This window comes from Streptomyces sp. HUAS MG56 (assembly GCF_058673395.1).
The window spans coordinates 5,237,359-5,254,398 of sequence record NZ_CM178722.1 but is presented as its reverse complement, the minus strand read 5'-3'; the positions used below and the strand labels follow the sequence as shown (position 1 = coordinate 5,254,398).

9 protein-coding genes, 3 rRNA genes and 1 pseudogene are annotated in these 17,040 nt (G+C 67.0%); 8 read left to right on the top strand and 5 right to left on the bottom strand.

The annotated features are described in order from the left end of the window. Positions 1 to 25: 25 nt before the first annotated feature. Positions 26 to 811 carry a TetR/AcrR family transcriptional regulator gene (locus AC4OXY_RS24880; protein WP_362823521.1) on the bottom strand — a complete coding sequence of 262 codons (786 nt, stop codon included), beginning with the start codon at positions 809 to 811 and terminating at the stop codon, positions 26 to 28. A gap of 378 nt (positions 812 to 1,189) precedes the next feature. Here AC4OXY_RS24880 and AC4OXY_RS24875 point away from each other — a divergent pair, with 378 nt between their 5' ends. The 3 genes from AC4OXY_RS24875 to AC4OXY_RS24865 all read left to right on the top strand — a co-directional run bounded on the left by AC4OXY_RS24875 (position 1,190) and on the right by AC4OXY_RS24865 (position 5,221). After that, complete coding sequence (locus AC4OXY_RS24875; RefSeq protein ID WP_376287765.1) at positions 1,190 to 2,569, top strand: NAD(P)/FAD-dependent oxidoreductase; 1,380 nt, start codon at positions 1,190 to 1,192, stop codon at positions 2,567 to 2,569. A gap of 159 nt (positions 2,570 to 2,728) precedes the next feature. Beyond that, a complete protein-coding gene (locus tag AC4OXY_RS24870) occupies positions 2,729 to 4,399 on the top strand; it encodes an ATP-binding SpoIIE family protein phosphatase (RefSeq protein ID WP_376287763.1) in 1,671 nt (556 codons plus the stop codon). 3 nt (positions 4,400 to 4,402) lie between these two features. Next, positions 4,403 to 5,221: a class I SAM-dependent methyltransferase gene (locus tag AC4OXY_RS24865; RefSeq protein ID WP_491991093.1), complete on the top strand. Its 819-nt coding sequence runs from the start codon at positions 4,403 to 4,405 to the stop codon at positions 5,219 to 5,221. Positions 5,222 to 5,286: 65 nt separating this feature from the next. On the opposite strand, the gene AC4OXY_RS24860 is transcribed toward AC4OXY_RS24865, so the two are convergent. Further along, on the bottom strand, positions 5,287 to 6,576 hold the full coding sequence (locus AC4OXY_RS24860) for an MFS transporter (protein WP_402067419.1): 1,290 nt from the start codon (positions 6,574 to 6,576) through the stop codon (positions 5,287 to 5,289). A gap of 126 nt (positions 6,577 to 6,702) precedes the next feature. Here AC4OXY_RS24860 and AC4OXY_RS24855 point away from each other — a divergent pair, with 126 nt between their 5' ends. From AC4OXY_RS24855 to rrf, 4 genes are all read left to right on the top strand, one after another. Then, positions 6,703 to 7,251, top strand: a complete 549-nt coding sequence (locus AC4OXY_RS24855; protein WP_356029965.1) for a MarR family winged helix-turn-helix transcriptional regulator — start codon at positions 6,703 to 6,705, stop codon at positions 7,249 to 7,251. A 663-nt stretch (positions 7,252 to 7,914) separates the two neighbouring features. Then, a 16S ribosomal RNA gene (locus tag AC4OXY_RS24850) occupies positions 7,915 to 9,440 on the top strand. 312 nt (positions 9,441 to 9,752) lie between these two features. Further along, a 23S ribosomal RNA gene (locus AC4OXY_RS24845) occupies positions 9,753 to 12,871 on the top strand. A 70-nt stretch (positions 12,872 to 12,941) separates the two neighbouring features. Beyond that, a 5S ribosomal RNA gene (gene rrf / locus AC4OXY_RS24840) occupies positions 12,942 to 13,058 on the top strand. The 16S, 23S and 5S rRNA genes sit together here, the layout of an rRNA operon. Positions 13,059 to 13,115: 57 nt before the next feature. Here the strand turns inward: rrf and AC4OXY_RS24835 are convergent. Next, positions 13,116 to 13,479, bottom strand: a pseudogene (locus tag AC4OXY_RS24835) (cysteine hydrolase family protein); the annotation flags it as partial. Between the two features lie 52 nt (positions 13,480 to 13,531). Between AC4OXY_RS24835 and AC4OXY_RS24830 the strand changes: the two are divergent. After that, positions 13,532 to 14,092 (top strand): GNAT family N-acetyltransferase, encoded by a 561-nt coding sequence (locus tag AC4OXY_RS24830; RefSeq protein WP_362816995.1) that lies wholly within the window; start codon positions 13,532 to 13,534, stop codon positions 14,090 to 14,092. On the opposite strand, the gene AC4OXY_RS24825 is transcribed toward AC4OXY_RS24830, so the two are convergent. Both AC4OXY_RS24825 and AC4OXY_RS24820 read right to left on the bottom strand, forming a co-directional pair. After that, entirely contained in the window at positions 14,089 to 15,597 is a 1,509-nt protein-coding gene (locus AC4OXY_RS24825) for a type IV secretory system conjugative DNA transfer family protein (RefSeq protein WP_491991092.1), read from the bottom strand. The two genes, AC4OXY_RS24830 and AC4OXY_RS24825, sit on opposite strands and share 4 nt — an antisense overlap. Positions 15,598 to 15,622: 25 nt before the next feature. Continuing rightward, positions 15,623 to 17,035 carry an ATP-binding protein gene (locus AC4OXY_RS24820; RefSeq protein ID WP_356020577.1) on the bottom strand — a complete coding sequence of 471 codons (1,413 nt, stop codon included), beginning with the start codon at positions 17,033 to 17,035 and terminating at the stop codon, positions 15,623 to 15,625. Between the last annotated feature and the right edge of the window lie 5 nt (positions 17,036 to 17,040).

Sequence of the window (17,040 nt, the reverse complement as noted above, 5' to 3'; positions counted from 1 at the left end):
GTGCGGGCGGCCGAACGCAACCGATCTACGCGGGCCGCGACCGCAGCCCCTCCAGCAGGATGTCCAGCAGCCGCGCCGACGCCGCCGCCTGCTGCGCGGCATCCGGCAGGGACGGTGCCGCCGTGGCGATCACGAGCAGTACGTCCCCGACGGACACGTCCGCCCGCAGCTCGCCCGCGGCCCGGGCCCGGTCGACCAGCCGGCCGACCACGTCGAGCAGTGCGCCGACCCCGCCGTCGTCGGACCCGCCGGCTCCCGCGGACTGCCCGGACACCAGCCGCAGTTCACCGGAGGCCGGCTGCACCCGCTGCTGCGGCACCCGCGGCTCCTCGGCAGGGCCTGCGGAAGCGCCCCCCTCGGCCGAACCGGCGGAGCCGGCGAGCACCTGCGGCGGCAGCAGCCGCCCCGCCCCGGACGCCACCGACGTCCGCAGGAAGCGGGACAGCGCCGACCACGGCTCGTCCTCCTGCCCGAGCGCGGTGCGCGCCTGATCGGTCAGGCGCGCGGTCTCCTCCTCGGCTATCCGCCGGACCAGTACGTCCTTGCTGGGAAAGCGCCGGTACACCGTGCCGACACCGACCCGCGCGCGCCGCGCCACGTCCTCCATCGGCGCGCCGTAGCCCAGCTCGCCGAAGACCTCGCGCGCCGCACGCAGCACGTGCTCCAGATTGCGCTGTGCGTCCACGCGCAGCGGTGTCGTACGCGACGCGTCCGCGCGTCCGTTGCCCACCGCGGCGCTCACCGCCCCGCCGCCGGGTGCGACGACGGCTGCGGTTGCCGATGACCAATGATGCGTGTCCTGAACATGCATGTTTTTCCCCCGGTAAATGACGTCTCCCCCCGGAGACTCCCCGTCACTGCATCCGGAGTGCGCGGAACCCACTTCGATCTCGACCGGGTCCGCCCGTCGCGAGCCCCGTTCGAGCACATTCCCTACACCCCGTCGACACACGAACATAGTTGAGAGGGAGTCAATTCAGAAGGGGCAGGTTCCGCTCGTCGCGCCCCCCGATCGGAGTACGCGTCATATCCGCCCCGATTCCCCACCTTCGCACACTGTGACCCGCCCCCGCTGACCTGCCCCCTTTCGTCCACCCCGGCGACCGCCCCCGGCGCACCGCACACGCGCCCGCCGGTCACACAAATTGCCGGGACTGTGGACAAACAACAGCGCCGGGTGCGTCATGGGATGGTGAAGGAACGTGCGCGCATTCTGGTTGTCGGCGGTGGCTACGTCGGGATGTACACGGCCCTGCGCCTCCAGCGGAAGCTGAAGGCCGAGCTCAGGCGCGGTGAGGTCGAGATCACCGTCGTCACGCCCGATCCCTACATGACGTACCAGCCCTTCCTCCCCGAAGCGGCCGCCGGTTCGATTTCCCCTCGCCATGTCGTCGTACCGCTGCGCCGCGTCCTGCGCCAGTGCCATGTCGTCGTCGGCGAGGTGATCTCCGTCGACCACGCGGTGCGCACCGCCGCGGTCTCCACGCCCGCCACCACCGAGGAGGGCACGGCGGCCGACCTCCTCGCGTACGACGAGATCGTCCTCGCCCCCGGTTCCGTCTCCCGCACGCTGCCCGTGCCCGGCCTCGCCGAGTACGGCATCGGTTTCAAGACCGTCGAAGAGGCCATCGGCCTGCGCAACCACGTCCTCGAACAGCTGGACATCGCCTCCTCCACCCGCGACCCCGCGATCCGCGACGCCGCCCTGACCTTCGTCTTCCTCGGCGGCGGCTACGCCGGCGTCGAGGCGCTCGCCGAACTGGAGGACATGGCCCGCTACGCCGTGCGCTACTACCACAACGTCCGCCCCGAGGACATGAGATGGATCCTCGTGGAGGCCTCCGACCGCGTCCTCCCCGAGGTCGGCGCCGAGCTGGGCCGCTACACCGTCACCCAGCTGCGCCGCCGCAACATCCAGGTGCTGCTCGAAACCCGCCTGGACTCCTGCGCCGACCGCGTCGCCGTCCTCAGCGACGGCCAGCGCTTCCCGACCCGTACGGTCGTGTGGACCGCCGGCGTCAAACCGCACCCCGTGCTCGCCGCCACCGACCTGCCGCTGACCGCGCGCGGCCGCCTGAAGTGCACGGCCGAGCTGACCGTGGACGGCGCGGCGCACGCCTGGGGCGCCGGCGACGCGGCGGCCGTCCCCGACGTCACCGCCGCCGAACCCGGCACCGACACCGCCCCCAACGCCCAGCACGCCGTCCGCCAGGCCCGCACCCTCGGCGACAACATCGCCCACGCGCTGCGCGGCGAGCCCCTGGAGACGTACGCGCACCGGTACGTCGGCTCGGTCGCCTCCCTCGGCTTCCACAAGGGCGTCGCCCAGGTCTACGGGCGCAGGCTGAAGGGCTACCCTGCCTGGTTCATGCACCGCGTCTACCACCTCAGCAGGGTGCCCACCTTCAACCGAAAGGCCCGCGTGCTGGCGGAATGGACCCTCGCAGGGCTCTTCAAACGGGAGATCGTCTCGCTCGGTTCGCTCGAACATCCCCGAGCGGAGTTCGAACTCGCGGCCGGTGGAAAGCCTCCTCACAATCCCTCGGACGACCCGTTGGGGTCGTCCTGACCGGACCCAGGAACTCCACGGCCCGCTCCGGCGTCTGACGGATGTCGCCGCGGCCCGCCCCCGCAAGACCCTGCGCTCCCGACAAGACCCTGCCAGACTGCCCCACGTCCGCGGACGGTTCACCCGCCCGCCCACAGCACCCACGAGGCTCTTCCCACAGTGAACTTCACGCGCTGGAGCGCCCGGCTCCCCGGAACGCAGCGCCGCGCCGCCGCGCGGACCGAGACCCCGGTCCCCACGGACCGGCGGGGAGAAGGCTCGGTGCCCGCGGCCCGCGCCGAGCAGTCGGCCGACGGCACAACCCCGGTGCCTGCCGTCGACGAACTGCCCGCGCGCGACGTCCTCGACCGCGTCCCCGCACTCGTCGCCCTCGTGCACGGCCCGGACCACCACCTCGCGTACGTCAACGGCGCGTACACCGCGGCCTTCGGCGCACGACCGGCGGGCGCGCCCGCGCGGGAGGCGCTGCCGGAGCTGGCCGAGCTGGGCCTGCTCCCGCTCCTCGACCAGGTGCTGCGCAGCGGCAAGCCCCGCACCCTGAAGTCCCGCAAGGCCGTCGACGGCCGGTCGTACACCTTCACGTGCACCCCCGTCGCCGAGGACGGCGACCGCGACGGCGGCGTGCTGGTCTTCGCCACCGACGTCACCGACCACGCCGAGGCCGCCGAACGCCTGCGCGCCAGCGAACGCCGCCAGCGCGAGACCGCCGTCACCCTCCAGCGCTCCCTGCTCCCACAGGAACTGGAACAACCCGACGACCTGCGCATCGCCGCCACCTACCAGCCCGGCGGCACCGAGGCCGCGGTCGGCGGCGACTGGTACGACGTCATCACCCTCGGCGGCGGCCGCACGGCCCTCGTCATCGGCGACGTCATGGGCCGGGGCGTGCGCGCGGCGGCGGTCATGGGCCAACTCAGGACAGCCGTCCGGGCGTACGCCCGCCTCGACCTGCCGCCGCACGAGGTGCTCCAGCTGCTGGACGGCCTGGCCGCCGAGATCGACGCCAACCAGATCGCCACCTGCGCCTACGCCGTCCACGACCCCAACGAGGGCCGGCTGGTGTACGCCTCCGCGGGCCACCTCCCGATCCTCGTCCGCGACGAGAACGGCTCGGTCTCCCGCGCCGACGAACCCACCGGCCCGCCGCTCGGCACCGGCGGCTGGATGCACGCGTCGGGTTCGATCGCGCTCGGCCCCGGATCGACGGCCGTCCTCTACACGGACGGCCTGGTCGAACGCCGCGACGAGGACCTGGACGAGGGCATCGCGGCACTCGAACGCGCCCTCGCGGGCGCCACCGGCACCCCGCAGGTCGTCTGCGACCGCCTGGTCCGCTCGGCCGGCGTCACCGCCGACCACGACGACGACGTCGCGGTCCTCGTCCTCCAGCACCCGGCCCGTACGGGCCCCGCAGGCGAACTCTTCCGCAACGCGGCCCTGGAACTCCTCGGCGGCGTGGAAGCGGCCCCACGCGCGCGTGCCTTCGCCTCCGGCGTCCTCACCAGCTGGCGCTTCCCTGCCGAACTGCACGACCTCGGCGTCCTCGCCACCAGCGAACTGGTCGCCAACTCCCTCCAGCACGGCACCCCGCCGATGCGCCTGCGCCTGCGCCGCACCGACCGCCGCCTGATCGTCGAGGTCACGGACGGCGACGACCACCTGCCCCGGCGCCGCCGCGCCGAACCGGCCGACGAGTCCGGCCGCGGCATCGCGATCGTCGCGACGATCGCCTCGAACTGGGGCTCGCGCCGCACTCCCGGCGGCGGCAAGGCGGTCTGGTGCGAATTCCTCCTGCCGAAGGGAAAACAGGGGACGCAGGGGAAGCACTGACCCATGGCAGACACGCCCCTGACGGACGTACACCGCGCGAGCCACGGCCCGGAGCAGTACGCCGCCTACAGCGCCCCGATCATGCGCCCCTTCGTGGCCGAGCTGCTGGACGCCGTGGACCTCGGCCCCGGCTCCACCGTCCTCGACCTCGCCTGCGGCACCGGCTTCGCCGCCCACGCGGCCGCCGCCCTCACCGGCCCCACCGGCCGCGTCTGCGGCGCCGACATCGACGAGGGCATGATCCGGGTGGCCCGGGAACAGCACCCCCGCCTCTACCCCGACATCGACTTCACGGTGGCCCCCGCCGACCTCCTCCCCTACGACACCGCCGCCTTCGACGCCGTCGTCTGCCAGCAGGGCACCCAGTTCTTCCCCGACCTCGGCGCCGCCTTCGCCGAGACGGCCCGCGTCACCCGCCCCACCGGCCGTTTCGCCACGACCGCCTGGGCCCCCGTCGACCGCCAGCCCTACTTCCTCGCCCAGCAGCGGGCCCTTGAGGAGTACGGCGGCCCCGACGCGCCGGGCTACTTCGCGCGGGCGTTCGCCCGCACCGCCGACCAGCTCACCGAGGCCCTCCGCACGGCCGGCTACCACGACACGGCCCACCGCGAGGTCACCTTCGCCATCACCCTGCGCCCGCTGGACACCTACGCCCCCGGCCACCTCACCGCCCTCTGGGGCGGCCTGATCACCCGGGCCGGCGGCAGGCGGGCCCTCACCGCCGCGGGCCGCCTGGTCCTGGACCAGCTCGCGGACCGCACCGCCCCCGACGGCACGGCGACGCTCCCCTTCACCGTGACGCTGGTGACGGCAACCCGCTGACCGGTACGCGCGACGGCCGCCACCCGAAGGCGACGGCCGTCGCGAACCGCTGCGGGACCGCGGGGCTACGCCTCCGCCGCCACCGGCTCTGCCGGCGCCCCGCCGCGCGTGACCACCCGGCTGCCCTGCGCCGACCACGGCCGGTCCTGCACCGTGGTGAGCCGCCGCCCGAGCCGCAGCGCCAGGAAGGTGATCCCGAGCGAGAACAGCAGGAACGTCACGATGTACGGCGCGTGCAGCGAGGCACCCATGGGCCCGCCCACCGCCGGACCGACGGCCAGCGCCAGCTGCTTGACCAGCGCGAACGCAGAGTTGTACTGCCCGGCCATGCCCTCCGGCGCCAGATCGGCGACCAGCGGCGCGACGGTCGGCGACAGCATCGCCTCACCCAGCCCGAACAGCGCGTACGTCGAGACGAACGCGGCCGTGGCCATCTCCTGGCTGCCGTGCCCCAGCCCCGCGTACCCGGCCGCGACCCACGCCACGGCCCAGATCAGGCCTACCCCGGCGATCACGCGCGAGCGCCGACGCCGCTCGACGAACTTCAGCACGGCGAACTGGGCGATCACGATCATCAGCGTGTTCGCGGCCAGGGCGGTCCCCAGCGCGGACGTGGATATCCCGGCGGCCTCGACGCCGTACGCGCTCAGACCGGACTCGAACTGGCCGTAGCAGGCGAAGAACAGCACGAAGCCGAGCACGCACAGCTGCACCATCGCCCGGTTCCCGAGCAACTGCTTCCAGCCGCCCTTCGCCGACGGCGCGGGCGCGTCCGTCAGCCGCGGCGCGTGCGGCATCCGCACCGTCGCCATCACCACGACCAGCAGCAGGAATATCGCCGCCTCGATCGCGAACAGCAGCGTGAACGAGGACACGCGCGTGGTGTCGACGAGATGGCCGCCGATCAGACCACCGACACCCAGCCCCAGGTTCTGCAGGAAGAACTGCATCGCGAACGCACGCGAGCGCGTGTCCGCCGTCGAGCAGTCCACGATCATCGTCGCCAGCGCCGGCTGCATCACGGCCTGCCCGGCCCCGAGCGCCGCGGCCGACAGCAGTACGGTCGTGGCGTTGCCCGCCAGCCCCAGGCTCAGCGCGCCGAGCGCGGCGGTGACCAGGGCGGCGAGCAGGACCGGCAGTGGGCCGCGCCGCACGATCGCCCGGCCGGCGAACGGCAGCACTATCAGCGCGGCCACGGCGAAGACGGCGAGGACGAGCCCCGCCGTCATCGACCCGAGGCCCCGCACCTGCGCCACATAGACGTACAGGTACGGGACCGTGAAGCCGAGCCCGAAAGCACTGAGTGCGTTACCCACGTGGATCCGGCGCATCGCTGCGCCCATCGCCCTGGTCACGTTCACCTCTCTCAACCACTGAGATCCGAAGAAGTTAGATCTGAAGACTTCGAAGCTAAAGTTCGAAGCTAAAGACTACACAATCAAGGACTTCAAGGCAAAGGAGCTGCGTGCGATACTGCGGCCATGGCCGACACCCCCGGCGTCACAGAGCCGACCCTCGAAGAACAGATCGCCGCCTACCAGCGCGAGTTCCACGATCTCGACCCCCAGGTCGAGAAGATCGTCTCGGCACTGTCCCGGCTCAACCGCCGCATGAACGTCGCTTACGGCCGCCAGACCTCGGCCCTCGGCATCAGCAACGCCGAGTGGGAGGTCCTCAAGGCCCTCGTCCTCTCCGGCGTGCCCTATCGCATGGGCCCCAGCGACCTCGCCAAGCGCCTCGGCCTCACGCCGGCCGCGATGACCCACCGGATCGACCGCATGGTCGCCGAGGGGCTCGTCACCCGGGAGCGTGACGAGTCGAACCGCGTCCGGGTGATCGTCGAGCTGACCCCCGAGGGCCGCGAGAAGTGGCTGGAGGCCATGCGCCTGGCGACCGTCTTCGAGGAGGACCTGCTCCAGGACCTCACTCCCGCGGAGCGCGCGGTGCTGGGAGAGGTCCTCACCCGTCTGCTGCGCCGGGTGGAGCACGCCCAGCCGGACGCCGGCGGCCGCCTCACCGACCTGGACTGATGCCGCCCCGTCAGGGCCGCGGAAAAGATCTTGACAGCGAAGGTTGACGCTCGCCTGCCGGATCCGTAAAGTTCTCCGGGTTGCCGCCGAGCCGTAACGGTTCTCCGGCAACACTCCGCCGCTTCACGCGGCACCCCCTCACACCATCAGCACGATCTCCCGTCCGGGTCGATTTCGGCATGCCCGAATTCAATTCGAATGGAAGCCCGGCGCCCCGATTGGGAATCGCCGAGCGGATCCGCTAAGGTTTGAGACGTCGGAACGGCCCAACGGCCGGGAAGACAAACCCCCCTGACTGGGAGTCAGACACCGAAAGGATCTGATAGAGTCGGAACCGCCGGAAAGGGAAACGCGAAGCGAAAGCGGAGCGGGAACCTGGAAAGCACCGAGGAAATCGGATCGAGAAAAGATCTGATAGAGTCGGAAACGCCGAAGGGAAGCCCAGAGGAAAGCCCGAGAGGGTGAGTACAAAGGAAGCGACCGTTCCTTGAGAACTCAACAGCGTGCCAAAAATCAACGCCAGATTAGTTGATACCCCGTCTCCGGTCATCACGACCGGGGCGAGGTTCCTTTGAAAAACACAGCGAGGACGCTGTGAACCGGGAGGACTATTCCTCCTCCTGGTTCCGCTCTCGTGGTGTTCGACCGGATTACCGGTAAACATTCACGGAGAGTTTGATCCTGGCTCAGGACGAACGCTGGCGGCGTGCTTAACACATGCAAGTCGAACGATGAAGCCCTTCGGGGTGGATTAGTGGCGAACGGGTGAGTAACACGTGGGCAATCTGCCCTTCACTCTGGGACAAGCCCTGGAAACGGGGTCTAATACCGGATATGACCGTCTTGGGCATCCTTGACGGTGTAAAGCTCCGGCGGTGAAGGATGAGCCCGCGGCCTATCAGCTTGTTGGTGAGGTAATGGCTCACCAAGGCGACGACGGGTAGCCGGCCTGAGAGGGCGACCGGCCACACTGGGACTGAGACACGGCCCAGACTCCTACGGGAGGCAGCAGTGGGGAATATTGCACAATGGGCGAAAGCCTGATGCAGCGACGCCGCGTGAGGGATGACGGCCTTCGGGTTGTAAACCTCTTTCAGCAGGGAAGAAGCGCAAGTGACGGTACCTGCAGAAGAAGCGCCGGCTAACTACGTGCCAGCAGCCGCGGTAATACGTAGGGCGCAAGCGTTGTCCGGAATTATTGGGCGTAAAGAGCTCGTAGGCGGCTTGTCACGTCGGGTGTGAAAGCCCGGGGCTTAACCCCGGGTCTGCATTCGATACGGGCTAGCTAGAGTGTGGTAGGGGAGATCGGAATTCCTGGTGTAGCGGTGAAATGCGCAGATATCAGGAGGAACACCGGTGGCGAAGGCGGATCTCTGGGCCATTACTGACGCTGAGGAGCGAAAGCGTGGGGAGCGAACAGGATTAGATACCCTGGTAGTCCACGCCGTAAACGGTGGGAACTAGGTGTTGGCGACATTCCACGTCGTCGGTGCCGCAGCTAACGCATTAAGTTCCCCGCCTGGGGAGTACGGCCGCAAGGCTAAAACTCAAAGGAATTGACGGGGGCCCGCACAAGCAGCGGAGCATGTGGCTTAATTCGACGCAACGCGAAGAACCTTACCAAGGCTTGACATACACCGGAAAGCATTAGAGATAGTGCCCCCCTTGTGGTCGGTGTACAGGTGGTGCATGGCTGTCGTCAGCTCGTGTCGTGAGATGTTGGGTTAAGTCCCGCAACGAGCGCAACCCTTGTTCTGTGTTGCCAGCATGCCCTTCGGGGTGATGGGGACTCACAGGAGACCGCCGGGGTCAACTCGGAGGAAGGTGGGGACGACGTCAAGTCATCATGCCCCTTATGTCTTGGGCTGCACACGTGCTACAATGGCCGGTACAATGAGCTGCGATACCGTGAGGTGGAGCGAATCTCAAAAAGCCGGTCTCAGTTCGGATTGGGGTCTGCAACTCGACCCCATGAAGTCGGAGTTGCTAGTAATCGCAGATCAGCATTGCTGCGGTGAATACGTTCCCGGGCCTTGTACACACCGCCCGTCACGTCACGAAAGTTGGTAACACCCGAAGCCGGTGGCCCAACCCCTTGTGGGAGGGAGTCGTCGAAGGTGGGACTAGCGATTGGGACGAAGTCGTAACAAGGTAGCCGTACCGGAAGGTGCGGCTGGATCACCTCCTTTCTAAGGAGCACTTCTTACCGGGCTCTGCTCGGTCAGAGGCCAGTACATCGGCGAGTGTCCGATGCTGGTTGCTCATGGGTGGAACGTTGATTATTCGGCACGGTCCAGGACGGACCAGGCGCTAGTACTGCTCTTCGGGGCGTGGAACGCTGATCTGGTCGGCTGGTCGTGCCGGGCACGCTGTTGGGTGTCTGAGGGAATGATCTGATCTTCTCCTCAGTCGCCGGCCCCAGTGCACTCGGACCTTATGGGTTCGGGGTGATGGGTGGCTGGTCGTTGTTTGAGAACTGCACAGTGGACGCGAGCATCTGTGGCCAAGTTTTTAAGGGCGCACGGTGGATGCCTTGGCACCAGGAACCGATGAAGGACGTGGGAGGCCGCGATAGTCCCCGGGGAGTCGTCAACCAGGCTTTGATCCGGGGGTTTCCGAATGGGGAAACCCGGCAGTCGTCATGGGCTGTCACCCGCTGCTGAACACATAGGCAGTGTGGAGGGAACGAGGGGAAGTGAAACATCTCAGTACCCTCAGGAAGAGAAAACAACCGTGATTCCGGGAGTAGTGGCGAGCGAAACCGGATGAGGCCAAACCTATGGCGTGTGAGACCCGGCAGGGGTTGCGTCGTGGGGGTTGTGGGATCTCTCTTTCACGGTCTGCCGGCCGTGAGACGAGTCAGAAACCGTTGATGTAGGCGAAGGACATGCGAAAGGTCCGGCGTAGAGGGTAAGACCCCCGTAGTCGAAACGTCAGCGGCTCGTTTGAGAGACACCCAAGTAGCACGGGGCCCGAGAAATCCCGTGTGAATCTGGCGGGACCACCCGCTAAGCCTAAATATTCCCTGGTGACCGATAGCGGATAGTACCGTGAGGGAATGGTGAAAAGTACCCCGGGAGGGGAGTGAAATAGTACCTGAAACCGTGTGCCTACAAGCCGTGGGAGCGTCGGAATGTGCTTGCACATTCTCGTGACTGCGTGCCTTTTGAAGAATGAGCCTGCGAGTTTGCGGTGTGTTGCGAGGTTAACCCGGGTGGGGAAGCCGTAGCGAAAGCGAGTCCGAACAGGGCGATTCAGTAGCACGCTCAAGACCCGAAGCGGAGTGATCTAGCCATGGGCAGGTTGAAGCGGAGGTAAGACTTCGTGGAGGACCGAACCCACCAGGGTTGAAAACCTGGGGGATGACCTGTGGTTAGGGGTGAAAGGCCAATCAAACTCCGTGATAGCTGGTTCTCCCCGAAATGCATTTAGGTGCAGCGTCGTGTGTTTCTTGCCGGAGGTAGAGCACTGGATAGGCGATGGGCCCTACCGGGTTACTGACCTTAGCCAAACTCCGAATGCCGGTAAGTGAGAGCGCGGCAGTGAGACTGTGGGGGATAAGCTCCATGGTCGAGAGGGAAACAGCCCAGAGCATCGACTAAGGCCCCTAAGCGTACGCTAAGTGGGAAAGGATGTGGAGTCGCACAGACAACCAGGAGGTTGGCTTAGAAGCAGCCACCCTTGAAAGAGTGCGTAATAGCTCACTGGTCTAGTGATTCCGCGCCGACAATGTAGCGGGGCTCAAGCGTACCGCCGAAGTCGTGTCATTCACACAATAGGGCCAACGCCTGTGTGGATGGGTAGGGGAGCGTCGTCTGCCGGGTGAAGCGGCACTGGAAGGTAGTCGTGGACGGTTGACGAGTGAGAATGCAGGCATGAGTAGCGATACAAACGTGAGAAACGTTTGCGCCGATTGACTAAGGGTTCCTGGGTCAAGCTGATCTGCCCAGGGTAAGTCGGGACCTAAGGCGAGGCCGACAGGCGTAGTCGATGGATAACCGGTTGATATTCCGGTACCCGCTGTGAAGCGTCAAACATCGAGCATCGTGATGCTAAGGCCGTGAAGCCGTTCCGGACCCTTCGGGGAATGGAAAGTGGTGGAGCCGCCGGACCAAGCGGTTAGTAGGTGAGTGATGGGGTGACGCAGGAAGGTAGTCCATCCCGGGCGGTGGTTGTCCCGGGGTAAGGGTGTAGCCCGAGTGGTAGGCAAATCCGCCACTCATGCAGGGTGAGACCTGATGCCGAGCCGATTGTGGTGAAGTGGATGATCCTATGCTGTCGAGAAAAGCCTCTAGCGAGTTTCATGGCGGCCCGTACCCTAAACCGACTCAGGTGGTCAGGTAGAGAATACCGAGGCGTTCGGGTGAACTATGGTTAAGGAACTCGGCAAAATGCCCCCGTAACTTCGGGAGAAGGGGGGCCACGTCTGGTGACGGCACTTGCTGCCAGAGCTGGGGGTGGCCGCAGAGACCAGCGAGAAGCGACTGTTTACTAAAAACACAGGTCCGTGCGAAGCCGTAAGGCGATGTATACGGACTGACGCCTGCCCGGTGCTGGAACGTTAAGGGGACCGGTTAGCTCCATTTCGGTGGGGCGAAGCTGAGAACTTAAGCGCCAGTAAACGGCGGTGGTAACTATAACCATCCTAAGGTAGCGAAATTCCTTGTCGGGTAAGTTCCGACCTGCACGAATGGCGTAACGACTTCTCGACTGTCTCAACCATAGGCCCGGTGAAATTGCACTACGAGTAAAGATGCTCGTTTCGCGCAGCAGGACGGAAAGACCCCGGGACCTTTACTACAGTTTGATATTGGTGTTCGGTTCGGCTTGTGTAGGATAGCTGGGAGACTTTGAAGCGGGCACGCCAGTGTTCGTGGAGTCGTCGTTGAAATACCAGTCTGGTCGTGCTGGATGTCTAACCTGGGTCCGTGATCCGGATCAGGGACAGTGTCTGATGGGTAGTTTAACTGGGGCGGTTGCCTCCTAAAGAGTAACGGAGGCGCCCAAAGGTTCCCTCAGCCTGGTTGGCAATCAGGTGTTGAGTGTAAGTGCACAAGGGAGCTTGACTGTGAGACCGACGGGTCGAGCAGGGACGAAAGTCGGGACTAGTGATCCGGCGGTGGCTTGTGGAAGCGCCGTCGCTCAACGGATAAAAGGTACCCCGGGGATAACAGGCTGATCTTCCCCAAGAGTCCATATCGACGGGATGGTTTGGCACCTCGATGTCGGCTCGTCGCATCCTGGGGCTGGAGTCGGTCCCAAGGGTTGGGCTGTTCGCCCATTAAAGCGGTACGCGAGCTGGGTTTAGAACGTCGTGAGACAGTTCGGTCCCTATCCGCTGTGCGCGTAGGAGTCTTGAGAAGGGCTGTCCCTAGTACGAGAGGACCGGGACGGACGAACCTCTGGTGTGCCAGTTGTTCTGCCAAGGGCATGGCTGGTTGGCTACGTTCGGGAGGGATAACCGCTGAAAGCATCTAAGCGGGAAGCCTGCTTCGAGATGAGGACTCCCACCCACTTGATGGGGTAAGGCTCCCAGTAGACGACTGGGTTGATAGGCCGGATCTGGAAGCACCGTGAGGTGTGGAGGTGACCGGTACTAATAGGCCGAGGGCTTGTCCTCAGTTGCTCGCGTCCACTGTGTTGGTTCTGAAACCACGAACAGCCAACGGTTGTTGATTGTTTCATAGTGTTTCGGTGGTCATAGCGTGAGGGAAACGCCCGGTTACATTCCGAACCCGGAAGCTAAGCCTCACAGCGCCGATGGTACTGCAGGGGGGACCCTGTGGGAGAGTAGGACGCCGCCGAACAAATTTTGGGAAAGGCCCACGCCATCAGGCGTGGGCCTTTCTGCGTTTTCAGAAGGTCAGGGTGGAGCGGATGCACGCGTCGGTCTGTGCGCCAGTGACGATGAGCCGGCCCACCTTGAGCTCCGACAGCACGGACTCCAGCTCGGTGTCCTCGAAGGAGTCCATCCAGTTCTTGGGCACGAGGGGCTCGGTGTCCTGCCGGACCAGCTCCGGGACGTACTGCCAGTTCTCGCTGCCCTCCTTCAGCTCCTCGTCGGAGTGCTGCACCCAGATCACCGGAAACGTCGGCCGCGCGGGCCTTGCCGACGAGTGTGCTGATGTTGGCGATGACGTCGTCGCGGTGGGGGGAGCCGGCCATCACGCCGTTCTGTACGTCGATGACCAGCAGGGCGGTGTGCGGGCGTTGAGGGAGTGTTGTCATGGCGACCACAATATGAGATGCCACTGACAGCGGGCCGAACTACGGTGGCCCCATGAGCAGCAATCATGACTACGTCATCCGCGCCATACGACGCGACGACTGGCCCCTCGTGAAGCAGTTGCGGCTTGAGGCGTTGCGGGATCCGTTGGCGGATCTCGCCTTTCTGGAGTCGTACGAGGAGGCCGCGGTCAAGGCGGACGCCTTCTGGCAGGACCGGGCCGAAGGGTCGGGTGAGGGGTCCGCTGCGGCCCGGCAGTTCGTGGCCGAGGCGCCCGACGGGTCATGGGCCGGCTCGGTGACCGTGCTCATCGAGGAGGCCGGGACGAAGGACTGGGCCGGGACGCCGGTCGAGCGGCGGCAGGGGCATGTCGTCGGGGTGTACGTCCGGCCCGAGCACCGTGGGAACGGGCTGATCAAGGCCCTGTTCGACGCCGGTGTGGCCTGGGCGTGGGAGCGCGGTGCACAGCGGGTGCGGCTGCTGGTGCACGAGAAGAACACGCGGGCGCAGGGGGCGTACCGCAAGGCGGGCTTCGCGCCGAGCGGGGTGACGGTGCCGTTCGTCAAGGACGAGGAGCAGGACGAGTTGGAGTTCGTGCTGGGGCGGCGGTCCTAGACCGGCAGTTCCTGGTGGGGCCAGCGGGAGCGGGCCTGTTCGCGGGAGCGGAGCAGGGCGAGGGTGGGCAGGCCGCGGTCGGAGCCGGTGGTGAGCAGGTCCGGGAGTTGGGGCAGGGGCGCGACGGCCGCGATGTCGTCCAGGACCAGGGTGAGTGGTGGGTCGAGCCGACCGGAGGATGACCGTTCGGCCATGCGCCGGCCGCGCTCGACCACGCTTGAGACGAGGGCCGTCAGGAGCGGCATCGCGCCGGGGTTGCTCCGGGGGTCCTCGATGGATTCACCGACCACATAAAGCGTGCCCCCTTCGTGGACAAAGGAATCCAAGGCGAGCGCATCAGTTCGGTTGGGAGTGCAGGCCTCGCGGATGTTGACCGTGAAGAGGGCGGCGAGGGCGCGCGTGATCAACTCCTGGGCGATGTCCCGGCGTTCGGGGTGCGCGGTGAGGGCTGCCTCGAGTTCGCCGGCGGAGCCGGCCGCGGCCTTGGGGTGGGTGCGGAGCGTGCGTACGGCGTCCTGGACCTGGGTGCCCTGGGCCCAGCGGTGGACGTGGCGGATGGTGCGGGATTCCAGGGCGGCGGCGTGGAGGTAGCTGCGCAGGAGCGTGGTTGCCGTGTCCGTGACGGTCTGGTCGAGCTTGGCCGTGGGCTGGACCGGGGTGAGGAGTGCCGTCGCTCTGCTCAGGGCCGTCGGCTTGTCCTCGCAGCCTGCCGTGGGGGACCAGTGGAGGCGGGCCGGCGTGTCGCAGAGGTGCGCGGGGTCGTAGAGGAGGATGGGGCCCAGTTTGGCCCTGGCGTCCTTGGTGTCCGCCCAGAGGGCGGGGTTCGAGGTGACGACGAGGGCGGGGCCTTCCGCCTCGCGTAGGGCGTGGGTCGCGGTCGGCCGGCGTTCTTCTCTGGGCGCGACGAGGATTCCGTTCCGCCGGCCCACCGGTTCGCCGTTGACCGGGAGGCCGGGGGGCGCGACTTCCGGCACCGTCTCCCGCAAGATCTCCGTCGGCTCCGGCTCGGGCGCCGGCTGAGCCGGAGCCGGTACCGACTCCGACCTCGGTACCGGCTCCGGTCTCGGTTCACCGCGCGGCACCGGTACCTCGTGGCGTGGCTCCGGACGCGGTTCCTCGTGTCCTTCCGCCTTCCGCCTCGCCCTCCCCGCCCGCCATCGCGCGGCCGCGCCTATCACGAACACGGTGAGGACGAACAGGATCATCAGCTGGCCGAGGAACAGGCCCCAGAACAGGCCCCAGCCGGACAGCTGGTTCGCGGGGGTGTCGGGCCAGGCGCCGGCGATGTCGTGGGGCTGTCCGATGAGGTGGCGCATGGCCAGGGGAGTGCGGGTGAAGACGACCCCCGTGGGCCAGGCGCCCTTGGTGAAGAGCGCGGCCAGCCCGGTGGCCGTCCACACCAGCAGGGTCATGCCGAGGAGGAACGCGAGTATGCCGACCAGGAGGCCGTCGGGGATGCCGCCCTGGCCCTCCCGCCGGTCGGTGCGGCGGTCGTCCGGTCTCACGCCTGTGCCCTTCCTCTACGCGCCTCTACGCCACCGTCGACTCGGAGTCGCCCAGGTGCTGTTCCACGAAGGCCGCCGCCCGCTGTTCGGCCTCCAGCTCGGCGGCGCGCAGCACCTCGTCGGCGACGAGGTCGCTGGAGGACTCGGTCATCGCGCGGTCGGTGAAGACCAGGGGGCGTTCCGTCTCGGTGACGAGGTGTTTGACCACCTGGACGTTGCCGTTGACGTCCCAGACCGCGATGCCGGGCGTGAGAGTGGGGATGATCTCCACCGCCCAGCGGGGCAGGCCCAGGACGCGGCCCGTCGACCTCGCCTCGTCGGCTTTCTGGGCGTAGATCGTCCTGGTCGACGCCATCTTCAGGATCGCGGCCGCTTCCTTCGCCGCCGCTCCGTCGACCACGTCGGACAGGTGGTGGACCACGGCGACGAAGGACAGGCCCAGGCGCCGGCCGAACTTCAGCAGGCGCTGGAACAGCTGGGCCACGAAGGGGCTGTTGATGATGTGCCAGGCCTCCTCGACCAGGAAGATGCGCTTCTTCCGGTCGGGGCGGATCCAGGTGTGTTCCAGCCACACGCCGACGATCGCCATGAGGATGGGCATGGCGATGGAGTTGCGGTCGATGTGGGACAGGTCGAAGACGATGAGGGGCGCGTCGAGGTCGATGCCGACCGTGGTCGGGCCGTCGAACATGCCGCGCAGGTCACCGTCGACCAGGCGGTCCAGCACCAGGGCGACGTCCAGGCCCCAGGCGCGTACGTCGTCTATGGCGACGTTCATCGACTCGGCCGACTCCGGCTCGGGGTGCCGTAGCTGCTCCACGATGTCGGTGAGGACCGGCTGGCGGTCCACGATCGACTCGTTGACGTAGGAGTGCGCGACCTTCAGGGCGAAGCCGGAGCGTTCGTCGAGGCCGTGGCCCATCGCGACCTCGATGATCGTGCGGAGCAGCGCCAGCTGGCCCGTCGTCGTGATCGAGGGGTCGAGGGGGTTGAGGCGGATGCCGTGGTTCAGGGCCGCCGTCGGGTCGAGCCGGATGGGGGTTATCCCCAGCTCTTCCGCGATGAGGTTCCATTCGCCGACGCCGTCCTCGCCCTGGGCGTCCAGGACGACGACCTGGCGGTCCTTGAAGCGCAGCTGGCGCAGGACGTAGGTCTTCTCCAGGGCCGACTTGCCGTTGCCGGACTCGCCGAGGACGAGCCAGTGGGGGGCCGGCAGTTGCTGGCCGTAGAGCTGGAAGGGGTCGTAGATGTAGCCCTTTCCGGAGTAGACCTCGCGGCCGATGATCACGCCGGAGTCGCCGAGGCCGGGGGCGGCGGTGGGCAGGTAGACGGCCTGGGCCTGGCCCGTGGAGGTGCGGACCGGGAGACGGGTCGTCTCGACCTTTCCGAAGAGGAAGGACGTGAAGGCGTCGGTGAGGACGGACAGCGGATCCCGCATCGGTG